This window comes from Lentzea sp. NPDC020367, assembly GCF_044387305.1.
GTDB lineage: Bacteria > Actinomycetota > Actinomycetes > Mycobacteriales > Pseudonocardiaceae > Lentzea.
In genome coordinates, this window is sequence record NZ_JBIRVV010000003.1 from 891,027 (window position 1) to 903,184 (window position 12,158).

Consider the following 12,158-nt stretch of genomic DNA (forward strand, 5'->3'; position numbering starts at 1 on the left):
ACCTCCTCCGTCACGTGAAACTTACTGCCCAGGTTGCCGACACATCTCCTCGACGCGCGACATACCCTCGTCCTGTGACTTTCCAGGTGCAGCTAGACGCCGGCGTGGTCACTCGTTGTCGGCGGCGGGTGCACCTCGAAAACGATCCGGACATGCGCGACGTTCCCAGGGCGGCGCCAGATCCGGCTTCGGAACAACGGAAAGCGGACGCGACCAACCATCGGCGTGCGGTGGCGGACGCGCTCGGCAGGATCGTCGGCTCGAACCTCTTCGAGGTGCCGAGCGGACCCGATGTGCGCAGTGCCGACCGGGAACGGGTGACGCTCGCGGCGATGGAGATGGGCGCCCAGTACATCTGGGGCGCCGCCCTGCCCCGTGACCCACGCGGTGGCCGTCGTGGCGGAATCGACCTGCTGGTCAAGGATTCCTCCGGGTACGTGCCGGTGCTCGTGGTCCGGCACAAGATCACCGATCCCGGCCAGGGCGCGCGCACGAGCCCGTTGACGATGCCGTTGCCCGACGGCAGCCGCACGGACCCGCATCGCAAGGTCCGTCCCCAGCCCCGTGACCAGCTGCGGCTGGCCCACGCGCAACGGCAGCTGCAGGCCGCCGGATACGCGCGCAACGGCCGCGCCACGGGTGGCGTGATCGGCATGGACGCCGACGTGGTGCTGTGGCACGACCTGGAGGCGCCGACGTGGCCGGGAGGCCGCAACGCGCTGGCCGAGTACGACGCCCGGTTCAGCGACCGGCTGGCCGTGGCGCTGGCGGCCGCGAACGAGCAGGAACCGCTCGCCCGGCCGTCGCGGATCGTCGACTGCAAGACCTGTCCGTGGTGGCCCACCTGCGACAACGATCTCCGGCGTGGCCGGGACGTCAGCCTCGTCGTGCGCGGCGAGGACGCGGTGGCGTTGCGGAAGATCGGCTTGTCCACTGTGGACGAGCTGGCCGAGCTCGACCCCACGGCGACCGGTCCGATCCAGCTCGTCGGCATGCCGTTCGGCGACGCCGTGGTGCTGGCGCGGGCGTGGCTGCGCGACCTGACGCTGGTGCGCAGGGTGCCCGAGATGAACGTGCCGCGCGCGGACGTCGAGGTCGACGTCGACATGGAGAGCTTCGGCGATCTCGGCGCGTACATGTGGGGCTGCCTGCTGTCCGGAAAGGACATCGACGAGGAGCACGGCTACCGCGCCTTCGTCACGTGGGACCCGCTGCCGTGCGACGACGAGGCACGGTCGTTCGCCGAGTTCTGGACCTGGCTGACCGGGATCCGGTTGCGGGCCAAGGCACGCGGGCTGTCGTTCCGCGCCTACTGCTACAACGAGCTGGCGGAGAACCGCTGGCTGCTGGCGTCCGCGGAACGGTTCGCGGGCAAGCCCGGCATTCCGACGATCGCGCAGATCAAGGAGTTCATCAACTCGGACTCGTGGGTCGACCTGTTCGGGATCGTCCGCGAGCAGTTCCTGTGCGCGCACGGCAAGGGCCTGAAGGTGATCGCGCCGGTGGCCGGGTTCTCGTGGCGGGATCCCGAGGCCGGCGGCGAGAACTCCATGCGCTGGTACCGGTCCGCGGTCGGGATGAACGGCGACGCGCTCGACACCGATCAGCGGCGGCGGTTGCTGGAGTACAACGAGGACGACGTCCGGGCCACCCATCGCCTGCGCGAGTGGATGACCTCGGACGCCATGTCGCGTCTGCCGTTTGCGGGAGAGCTCTAGCGAGAGAGCTTTAGCGGGGTGCCATGCGGAGAGCGCCGTCCATGCGGATGACCTCTCCGTTCAGGTAGTCGTGCTCGATGATCGAGAGCGCGAGCTGCGCGTACTCGGACGGCTGGGCCAGGCGCTTCGGGAACGGCACGCCGGCGGCGAGGCCCGCGCGGAACTCGTCGGAGACCGTGGCGAGCATCGGGGTGTCGACGATGCCGGGCGCGATGGTGAGCACGCGGATGCCGACGTTGCTCAGGTCGCGGGCGGCCGGGAGGGTCATGCCGACGACGCCGCCCTTGGACGAGGCGTAGGCGACCTGGCCGATCTGGCCGTCGAACGCGGCGATCGACGCGGTGTTGATGATGACGCCGCGCGCGCCGTGCTCCAGTTCCTCGGTCTTGCCCATGGCCGCGGCGGCCAGGCGCAGGACGTTGAACGAGCCGATGAGGTTGACCTCGATGACCTTGCGGTAGAGGTCGAGGTCGTGCGGGCCGGTCTTGCCGACGGTGCGGGACGACGGGCCGATGCCCGCGCAGTTCACCGTGATGCGCAGCGGGGCGCCGGAACCGGCCGCGGTGTCGACGGCGGCCTGGACCTCTTCGCCCGAGGTCACGTCGGCGGCCAGGTAGGTGACGTTCTCGATCGCGTCGGCGTTCGCGATGGCGCTCGGCAGGTCGAGAGCGAACACCTGCGCTCCACGCGCCGCCAGCGCACGTGCGGTCGCGCCGCCGAGACCGGACGCGCCACCGGTGACGATGGCCGCGGTACCCGAGATCTCCATGCCTTCATCCTCCTCGAAGCGAACTGCTCGCGAGGAGGTTAACGCTCGTTACCTCGAACTCAACGGTCGGTCCAGTGGAGCAGGGCCACCAACGGCACCGCTGCCACGAGCGCGAGGCCGATGAAGATCGTCGCGACACCCAGAATTCCCATGCCCTGAACTGTGCCGTTCGAACGTGTTCGAAACATCGTCCGCGCCGGTAGACCTCTGGTAGGAGATCTGTCACGGTCCGCTACGACCAAAGTCGTACGTTCTCCGGGTGCTGCTCCGTTCGGGTCTAGGGCATACGTCACTTGGAGTCACACAAAATAGTTAGCGTCGCATACCTTTATTGGGTGTTCACCACGCGCCCCGAACTCGTCGGCACCTTCGGCATGGTCGCTTCGACCCACTGGCTGGCCTCCGCGTCGGCCATGGCGGTGCTGGAGGACGGCGGCAACGCCTTCGACGCCGCCGTGACCGCCGGCTTCGTGTTGCAGGTGGTGGAACCCCACCTCAACGGCCCCGGCGGCGAGGTGCCGATCATCTTCTCGGCTGCTGGAGCGGCCCCGCGCGTGCTCTGCGGGCAGGGCGTGGCGCCCGCCGGAGCGTCGATCGAGCACTACACGGATCTGGGTCTTTCGCTGGTGCCGGGCAGCGGGCTGCTGGCCGCGACGGTGCCCGGCGCGTGGGACGGCTGGCTCACTCTGCTGCGTGACCACGGCACCAAGTCGTTGCGTGAGGTGCTCGACCGGGCGATCGGGTACGCCCGCGACGGCTTTCCGCTGGTCGAACGCGCCGTGCACACCATCGGACTCGTCTCGGACCTCTTCCGCGACCACTGGCCGACGTCCGCCGCGCAGTGGATGCCCGACGGCGTCCTGCCGGCTCCCGGCGGCCGTTTCCGCAACCCGAAGCTCGCCGACACCTGGGAGTGGCTGCTGGCCGCCGCCGAGGCCGCCGGCTCCGACCGCGAGGCGCAGATCGAGGCCGCGCGCCGGGCGTGGTCGCAGGGGTTCGTCGCTGCGCAGATCGACGAGTTCTGCCGTTCGGAGTTCCGCGACGACTCGGGTCGTGACCACGCGGGTGTGCTGACCGGTGCCGACATGGCGTCGTGGGAGGCGTCGTACGAGGACGCGGTCGTCGCCGACTTCGGTGAGTGGTCGCTCGTCAAGGCCGGCGCGTGGACGCAGGGACCCGTTCTGGCGCAGCAGCTGCGGTTGCTGGAGGGCTACGACCTGTCCTATGTGGACGGCAAGCCCACCGCCGAGACCGTGCACCTCGCCGTCGAGGCCGCGAAGCTGGCGTTCGCCGATCGCGAGGCCTGGTACGGCGACGCTCCGGACGTGCCGCTGGAAACCCTGCTGTCGCGGGCTTACGCCTCCGAACGCCGTGCGCTGATCTCCGACTCGGCGTCCCTCGAGCTTCGGCCGGGCTCGCCGGACGGCCGGGAACCGTTGCTGCCCCAGCACATCGTCAGCGGCCCGTCGGTCGCGATCTCCGACCCGACGGGTGCGATCGGCGAACCGACCGTGGAACGCTCCGGCGTGACGCGCGGCGACACCGTGCACGTGGACGTTGTGGACCGCTGGGGCAACATGGTCTCCGCGACCCCGTCCGGCGGCTGGCTGCAGTCGTCGCCGACTATCCCGTCGCTCGGCTTCTGCCTGGGCAGCCGCGCCCAGATGTTCTGGCTGGACAAGGATCTGCCGAACTCACTGGCTCCCGGCAAGCGCCCGCGGACCACGCTGTCGCCGTCGATGGCGTTGCGCGACGGCCGTCCGGCGCTGGCGTTCGGCACTCCCGGCGGCGACCAGCAGGACCAGTGGCAGCTCGGGTTCTGGCTGGCGCACCGCGCGGGCCTGAACCTGCAGGAGGCGATCGACTCGCCGATGTGGCACTCGAACGCGTTCCCGAGCTCGTTCTACCCGAGGGCCTGGACGCCGGGTGAACTCGTCATCGAGTCCCGCGCCGGCGCGGACGTCCTGGATGCGTTGCGGTCGCGTGGCCACCAGGTCGTGGACGCCGGCGAGTGGACTCTCGGCCGGATGTCCGCCGTGGCGAGGGACGCCTTCGACGGACTGCTGCGCGCCGGCGCGAACGCACGCGGCGCGCAGGGCTACGCGGCAGGCCGGTAGCTCTAGCCGCCGATGACGTGGGTGCCGTCGTGGATCATCTCCACGTTGCCACCGAAGTTGTGCAGCGTGCTGACGCCTGCGCTGTCGCCGAGCTCGCTGACCTTGCCGATCGGGTCGACGTCGGGAAGCTGCGGCGCGGCACTCGCGGTGCCCGCCATGGCGGCGATCGCACCCGCGGCGATACCGGCGGAAGCGACGATCTTCTTGATGCTCAAGACGTTCCGCTCCTAGAAAAGTGGAACGGCGCCCGATTCGAGGGGGAGGGAATCGGGCGCCGCCCCGGCCAGGAAGTGCTGGTCAGTCAGATCAGATGTCGACGGACGCGGCACCGGTCGGCACGCCGGCCGGCTCGTTCAGGCCGAGCAGCGTGGAGGCCGGAAGGCCGGTCGCACCAGCGTCGACGTTCTCGACGAGCGCGTTGACGTCCACGTCCTGCGCGTTGATCGCCTGGATCTTGCCCGCGGCGTCGGCGGTGTTGACGTGCGCGAGGTCGCCTGCCTGCGCGATGTCGCCCAGCTGGCCACCCAGGTCGGGCGCGGTGTGAGCGGCGGCGGACCCGGTGTCCGCATGTGCGATACCACCCAGGCCGAGCATGACGGTAGCGCTGCCGAGGGCAACAGCGGCCCCCGCGACGGTCTTCCTGAGGTTCATGGGCGCGAACGTTTCTGGGTCCGGGCCCTCTACATCAAGCTGCGTAACTCAGGCGAGGGAAGTTCTTCATCCTTTAGGGGCGCAACACGGCTTGCTACCGAACGTCATGATTCTGGTCGTATTGGACACACGAGGTCCACTGACGAACAGGACGAGCGGGGCTGTCAGGTGCCTGATCCCGGACATGGTTCAAAGTCGCCGCAATCCGCGACGACTTTGAAAATGACTGACCGACCTAGGCGATGGCCCCTGGCGGCAGCTTCAGCTTGAACGGCAGCGTTGTCACGACAGCCAGATCGGACGCGGTCGCCTTCATCAACATGGGAGCGTTGCGAGCGCCGGGCTCAGGCAGGTCCAGCAGCCTGTCCACGGCCTCGACCAACGGGCCCTCGTAAATCCACACGGCCTGAGCCGGCCTGGCCGAGTCGCGAACCGCTGGCAGGCGTCCTGCGCGCGCTTCCGTCTCCGACCAGAACAGGATCGAGTCGATGAAGCCTCTGCGCTGCTTGAACGCCATGATTCGGTCGAGCTGCCCGGCGTCGTCCCTCAGGTGGAGGAACTGAAAGCCACTCTCGCGCAGCTCGATGACCTTGTTCAGTGCGTGGTCCATGGCGCACCTACCCCTGTGAGGTCCCCTTCGGGTGACTGATCAGTCATACGACCCGAAAGGATCGTACGTTAAGTCAACGTTCCGCCGTAAGACGTACTCCGAACGAGTATCTCAATTGGCGGACGTTTGTGGCGCAGGGTAATCGTTGGCCTTCTTGGTTGAGGAAACGGCCAGGAGGACCGCTACGGTTCGCACCAAGAACGCCAAACCGCCCAATGTGACTAATGTCACGCTGATCAACATGTGTCGCCTCCGAGTGGCTCCTACACCCGTACTAGACGTGTAGCACTCGTCCTGGGTTGCACCTTGGCGACTCGCCGGTCTTGGCGGGGTCTGACCAGTAGAGTCCGACCGGTGCGTGAAGAAACCGCCATTGGGGGAGCACTCGGCTTGTTGTGCAGCACCGAGCTGGACGGGCTTGGCGACCAGTTGCCTGTGCGCGTCCTCGGACGGGAGCTGCGCGAACGCCTCGGTGATTGGCGGATCAGTCCGCTCGCCCGGCGGGAGCACTCGCACCGGGCCGACGGCGGGCTGGGCGCGTTGCCGATCAGCTCGGTCGGGCCGGACGACTTCCACCTGATCGTCGTGTCGCCGTCCGAGCCGGTCGAGATCGCCGAACTGCCCGGCAACGCGGTGGCGGTCGCGGTCAGGAGCGGCGGGCAGACCGGCATCAAGGTGCTGTCGACCAGGGACGGCGGGCCGAACGCGGAGGCCGTGCCGAACCTCGGCGTGCTCGCCAACCGGCTCGTGGAGCCCGAGGTCCTCACGGCTCGCGTGCAGCACCTCCAGCAGCTCGGCAGGCTGCCAGAGCAGCGGTACCTGCTGTGGCACGTCACCGAGAGCACGCCACTGGTCCGGTTGCGGCCCGCGGTCGCCAAGGCCGCCGAACTGCTGGCCATCGACCACGTCGTGGTCATGCCCACCGGCACGAAACCCGAGGACACCGGCTGGCCGGAGCTGCCGCACGACGCGGTGGTCGAGGACCGGCTGGCCCTGATCGCGAACGCGGCCGCGGTGGTGGCCGGCGACGAGCACGTCGCGGCGGCCGCGCAGTCGTTCGAACGGACCTGGGTGCTCTTCGACCCGAAGGGCGTCGACCGGCCCGCAGTCGAGCAGTTCGGCAGCGCGGAGCAGATCGCCACCGCCCCCAGCAGGCTCGTCACGGCCATGCGGCGCGCGCTCAAGGTGGAGAGGTCCGCCAAGGCCGTCCGGGTGCTGGACGAGCACCTCAACGCCGTGGCGCGGCTTGCGGAGGATGCGTTCGCACGGACAGGTGCCGTCGAACCGCGCATCGCGATGCTCGCCGCAGAGAACCGTGCGCTGCGCAAGGCGCACCAGCAGCTGCACGCGCGCTTGATCGCCGAACGCGAGGCCGTCATCGAGCACATGCTCAGCCGCAGCGGCGACGTCGGACCGGACCTCGCCACCGAACGACGGCTGCACACCGAGCTGGCGGAACGGCACCGCGACGTGCTCGCCGCGCTGGCCGCGGAACGGGCCGAGCTCGCGGCGATGCGCGGCACCAAGCTCTACCGGTGGACGCGGCTGCCCCGCGTCGTCTACGGAAAGCTGCGCGGACGGTGAGCCCGCGCGTCACGTTCGTGCTGGTCACCTACGGCGGTGGGCCGATGGCCGCGCGCTGCCTGGAGGTTCTCGCCGAGCACACCGACCAGCCGTACGAGGTCGTGGTCGTCGACAGCGCGTCGCCCGACGGCACCGGGCAGTGGCTGGAGGACAACCTCACGAACGCGACTGTCGTCCGGCTCGACACCAACCTCGGGTTCGGTGCCGGCTGCAACGTCGGCGTCGAGCACGCGGGTACCGAGTTCGTCTGCTTCCTCAACGCCGACGTCGAGGTGACCGAGGGCTGGCTGCCGCCGCTGCTCGAGTTCCTGGACGGCAGGCCGGAGGCCGCGGCCGTCGCGCCGCTGATGGTGTTCCCCGACGGACGGGTGCAGGAGGCGGGCAGTCTCCTCGGCGGTGACGCGTACAGCAGGGGCTGGGGCGACGGGCAGTACGACGTCGACTCGTTCTACCCGCGCGTCGTCGACTACGCGTCGGCCGCGTGCCTGGTGTTGCGGCGCAAGGCGTTCTACGAGGTCGGCGGGTTCTCGCCGGAGTACCACATCGCCTACTACGAGGACACCGATCTGCAGTTCATGCTGCGCAGGCACGGCTGGCAGGTGTGGGTCCAGCCCGCGTCACGCGTGCTGCACGTGCGGCACGGCACCAGTTCGACGGCCACGGCCGAACGCCTCTCCGACATCAACCGGGAGGTGTTCCGCAAGCGTCACGCCGAAGACCTGGCGGACCGCCCGCCGTCGCTGGGCGTCCACGAGCACACCCACCGGCTGTGGTGGCTGCGCGACCACCCCGCCTCCGCGCGGATCCTGGTGGTCGCCGGCGAGGAACTCGACGACGCCCTGCTCACCGAGCTCAGGGAACGGGACCGCGAGGCCGCCGTCACGCTGTTCGTGCCGGAGGAACCCGAGCAGGACTGGCGATCGGCCGGGATCGAGGTCGTGTCCGACGCCGAACCGGCGACGTGGAGCCGCGAACGCGTCGGCCTCTACGACGTCGTCCTCGCGCTCGGCCCTGCCACGCCCGCGGAGGAGATCACCGAGTGGCAGCCCCAGGCCGTCCGGGTGCTGCGCCTGGACGTGCTGCCACACCTCAAGTGGGAGAAGCGGTACGCACGCGACCGCAAGCGCGAGGACGCCGTGCGTGCGGGCGTCGAACGCGCCCGGCTCGCGAGCGCGGAGGAGTGGGCGCAGATCGTCATGCGCGCGGGCGACGACGTGCTGGACGACGTGCTCGTCGAATGCGGTCTGGCACCCGCTCGAACCCGCTAACGCTGGGCGCGCCGCAGCAACGCGGCCGCGAGCAGCCTCCGTTCGGCACCGGCCGTGTCCGGGCGGTCGCCTTCGAGCGCGAGACGGACCAGCGGCCACAGCCGGCGTTCGGCCGTGGTCAGCCGGGAGACGTGCTGGACCGTGTCCGGCGGCATCAGGTCGTGGTTGCGCATCAGCAGCACCGTGGCGAACTGCGCGATCCGGCGCGTCTCGTGCTCGACGATGTGGTCGAGCTCGGGTTGCTTGTGCGCCAACGCGTTCTGGTCCAGGCCGAGCGCGTACCTGGCCAATCCCTTGAGACCGGGCAGGCCGTCGGCGAGACGCGGCACCTGCCAGCCGGTGACGTTCGCACCGTGCTGGCGGTAGGAGTGCAGCGCGCGGTCGACGAACGCGATCCGGCCGATCGACAACGCGCACGCGGCCAGCCACTGGTCGTGATACGACGCCGGGGTGCTCGGCGGCAACGGCAGCATCCGCTGCGCCAGCACGTCCGCACGCACCATGCTCGCCGCGCCGGTCACCGTGTTGAGCAGCAACAACTGCTCCAGATCGGTGATCTGGTCCGGCCGGTCCTTCCACACGCGGTCGGTGATCACCGTGCCGTCGTCGTCGACCAGCCGCATGTTGCAGTACGCCAGCAGCACCGACGGGTCGGCGAACTCCGCCAGCATCGTCTCGATCTTGTCGGCGTCCCACAGGTCGTCCTGGTCGGACAGCGCGACGAACTCCGCGTCCGCCGGCACGAGTTGCAGCGCCTGCTCGAAGTTGCGGTAGAAACCGGCGTTCTTCTCGTGCTCGACGACGATGAACCGGGGGTCGTCGCCCACGACGTCGTGCAACGTGGCCAAGCCGGCCTCGTCCGAGCTGTCGTCGCTGATGACGCACACCCAGTTCTCGTGGGTCTGCGCGCGGATCGAGTCGAGCTGGGCGGCGAAGTGGTGCCGCGGCGGGTTGTAGGTGGCGAGACAGAGCGCGACCTTGGGCCCGGTGGCGGGCCAGACGGCCTCAACGCGCTCCACTGTCGACTGTGGACGGACGCGCAACGGCGGCAGGTCGCAGCGGAAGATCGTGCCGTCCGCCAGCGTCACCAGGAGCTCGAGCGTGACAGAACCAGGTGACGTGCGTGCCCGGACCGGCACGCGCAGCCGGATTCCGTTGCCGGGGTGGCCGATCGTGCCGGGGTAGGTCCTGCCGTCCGCGCGGACGGCGACGGCGTGCACCGGCAGGTCGTCGTGCACGGCAGTGCCTTCGAGCTCGACGACCTGGCCGCGGCCGACCGCGATCTCGTCGGTCGGCACCTCGACCTCGTAGCGCATGCGCTCGACGCGGTTCTGCTTGCTCACCTCGCGGATCCGGCCTCCGACCAGCGGTGCGATCGGGCCCAGCCGGCGCAGCACCGCGTCGGTCTCCTCGCCGCCCCTGCCGAGCAGGAGGTCACGCGTGCCGCGCACCGCACGGGCGGCGGGCCAGACGTAGTCGCGTCCGATGTGGACGATCGACGACGAGTTGAGCTTGTCCAGGCGTGCCCGCAGTTCCGCGTTCTCCTGGGCGAGCTGTTCGGCACGTGCCGTCTGCTCGACGAGGCGTGCGTCGGTGTCGGCGAGCTCGATCAGCGAGTTGCCGGCCAGCTCGTCCAGCCTGCTGATCTCCTTGCGCAGCGTGTCCGCGGCCGCGTTCGACTGCTCGTGCAGCTCGTCCAGTTCGAGGGAGCGTTCGTGCAGCTTCTCCGTCAGCTCGACGGCATGCGCGTTCAGCTCGACCGCTTGTGCGTTCAGGTCGGTGATCTGCTCGTGCAACTGCGGCACCGAGTTCGCGATGTCCTGCAGTTCGGTGAGCGCGGGCCCTTCCCAGAGCCTGGGCTTGCCGGGCACGTCGAGCTCGCTGAGCAGCGCGGCGTGCACCTCGTCCGCCGCCGTGCCGCTGACCAGCTCCTGCAGCGTCGCCTCGGCCGGGAGCAGGTCGTCCCACCTCGGCGCGGGCAGTGCGGCGAGCTCGGTCAGTTCCTCGGTGAGCTGCCGGATCGTCCACTGCGCGGGCCACGGATGCGCGGCGGCGCTGCGGTGGACCTCGCGAGCGAACTCCAGCAAAGCCCGCACCAGCGCCAGTTCGGCGTCCACACCCGACTCGGCCTGCCACTCCAGGTCGATCCGGTGGTACGTCCCGTCCTCGGCGACGATGAAGTTGCCAGGATGTACGTCGAGGCAGTCCGGTGGCAGCACCGCGACGCCGTCACGGCCGGGCAGGAACGGGTGCCGCAAGTCCGCGTCGGTGCCGGGCCGCGCGTCGACCGCGCAGTACTCGCGCCACCGCTTCAACCGGTCGCGCAGCGCCGGAAGGTCGTTGTCCGCCAAGGCATCGAGCAGCAGGCTGTCCAGCGCGACGCCGGGTAACACCGGGTCGCGTTCGACGAGTACCTGCCGCAGCCAGCCCGCTGCGGTCTCGCGGCCGTCGGACATCACGAGGTCGAGGTCGGCGGTGAGCGTCCGCGAGCGTCGCCACTGCGGGAGCCTGCCGTTGTTGACCATCCAGGCCAGGCCCGGCCGCAGGGTCCGTTCGACGGACTTCTGCGAGCGCGCCGCGATGACGAGGAACGACGGCGAAACCGCCGCGCCGAACCCGTCCGCGACGGCGAGCCGGTGCGGCAGCCTTCCGGCCACAGCGCCGGTGGTGCCACCGAACGCGCCCTGCAACGGGTCCCGCACGAGCTTGTCGATCAGTTCGGGTGCGTCGGGACGGTCGTGCAGCGCCGCGTCCACGACGATCCGCGGGATCTTGTAGTCCGGGTACGGCAACAGCCAGCGCTGGGCGGTGAAACCGGCGTCCGCGAGCAGCTCACCGAGCCGTTGCCTGTTCCACGTCCGCGCACCGGAACCCGGATAGCCGGCCGGACCGACCCACGACTTGCCGCGGTGGTCCTCCGCCCTGCCGAGCAGGTAGCCGAGCCCCATCTGGTTCTCGATCGCCAGCACCAGCGCGCCGTCGTCGTCCAGCGCGTCCGCGACGTCACCCAGCAGCTGCTCGGGGTCGCAGTACTCCAGCACCCCGCAGACCATCGCGAGGTCGAACTTGCCGTGCCTGCTCAGTTCGACGGCGGGACTGTCGACGATCCGCACGCCCGGCAGGTCGCGGCAGCGTTCCCGCGCCGCGGCCGCGCGCAACGGCACGCCCTCGACGCCGACGACGTCCGCACCGGCCTCGGCCATGGCCCGGCTCAGGACGCCGCTGCCGCAGCCGACGTCCAGAACCCGTTGCCCCGGCTGGATGTTCAGCGGCGCGAGCAGCGCGAGCCGCTGGGGGGAGAAGTGGTAGCTGAGCTCCCACGAACCACCGAGGTTCGTGGCGAGCTCCGCTGAACCACCGCTGACGTCCGCCGCCGCGCGGAGCCGTTCGAGAACGGAATCCTCGGCGCCGTCCGCGTAGTCGACGACGTCGTTGCTCATG

9 protein-coding genes are annotated in these 12,158 nt (G+C 69.9%); 4 read left to right on the plus strand and 5 right to left on the minus strand.

The window, feature by feature from the left end:
• Positions 1–74: 74 nt before the first annotated feature.
• Positions 75–1,718 (plus strand): TM0106 family RecB-like putative nuclease, encoded by a 1,644-nt coding sequence (locus ACH413_RS16690; protein ID WP_360047107.1) that lies wholly within the window; start codon positions 75–77, stop codon positions 1,716–1,718.
• Positions 1,719–1,728: 10 nt separating this feature from the next.
• On the opposite strand, the gene ACH413_RS16695 is transcribed toward ACH413_RS16690, so the two are convergent.
• Positions 1,729–2,487: an SDR family NAD(P)-dependent oxidoreductase gene (locus tag ACH413_RS16695; RefSeq protein WP_319976311.1), complete on the minus strand. Its 759-nt coding sequence runs from the start codon at positions 2,485–2,487 to the stop codon at positions 1,729–1,731.
• A 335-nt stretch (positions 2,488–2,822) separates the two neighbouring features.
• Between ACH413_RS16695 and ACH413_RS16700 the strand changes: the two genes are divergently transcribed.
• Positions 2,823–4,604 carry a gamma-glutamyltransferase family protein gene (locus tag ACH413_RS16700; protein ID WP_360047108.1) on the plus strand — a complete coding sequence of 594 codons (1,782 nt, stop codon included), beginning with the start codon at positions 2,823–2,825 and terminating at the stop codon, positions 4,602–4,604.
• A gap of 2 nt (positions 4,605–4,606) precedes the next feature.
• Here the strand turns inward: ACH413_RS16700 and ACH413_RS16705 are convergent, their stop codons facing one another.
• From ACH413_RS16705 to ACH413_RS16715, 3 genes are all read right to left on the minus strand, one after another.
• Entirely contained in the window at positions 4,607–4,819 is a 213-nt protein-coding gene (locus ACH413_RS16705) for a hypothetical protein (protein ID WP_360047109.1), read from the minus strand.
• 91 nt (positions 4,820–4,910) lie between these two features.
• A complete protein-coding gene (locus ACH413_RS16710) occupies positions 4,911–5,255 on the minus strand; it encodes a hypothetical protein (protein ID WP_360047110.1) in 345 nt (114 codons plus the stop codon).
• A gap of 235 nt (positions 5,256–5,490) precedes the next feature.
• Entirely contained in the window at positions 5,491–5,865 is a 375-nt protein-coding gene (locus ACH413_RS16715; RefSeq protein ID WP_360047111.1) for a hypothetical protein, read from the minus strand.
• A gap of 354 nt (positions 5,866–6,219) precedes the next feature.
• On the opposite strand from ACH413_RS16715, the gene ACH413_RS16720 reads away from it, so the two are divergent.
• The gene (locus ACH413_RS16720) at positions 6,220–7,449 is read left to right on the plus strand and encodes a hypothetical protein (protein ID WP_360047112.1); all 1,230 of its coding nucleotides are present in this window, start codon (positions 6,220–6,222) and stop codon (positions 7,447–7,449) included.
• The gene (locus tag ACH413_RS16725) at positions 7,446–8,717 is read left to right on the plus strand and encodes a glycosyltransferase family 2 protein (RefSeq protein WP_360047113.1); all 1,272 of its coding nucleotides are present in this window, start codon (positions 7,446–7,448) and stop codon (positions 8,715–8,717) included. Before ACH413_RS16720 ends, ACH413_RS16725 begins: the two co-directional genes overlap by 4 nt.
• Here ACH413_RS16725 and ACH413_RS16730 read toward each other — a convergent pair.
• Positions 8,714–12,157 (minus strand): glycosyltransferase, encoded by a 3,444-nt coding sequence (locus ACH413_RS16730; protein ID WP_360047114.1) that lies wholly within the window; start codon positions 12,155–12,157, stop codon positions 8,714–8,716. The two genes, ACH413_RS16725 and ACH413_RS16730, sit on opposite strands and share 4 nt — an antisense overlap.
• Position 12,158 lies beyond the last annotated feature (1 nt).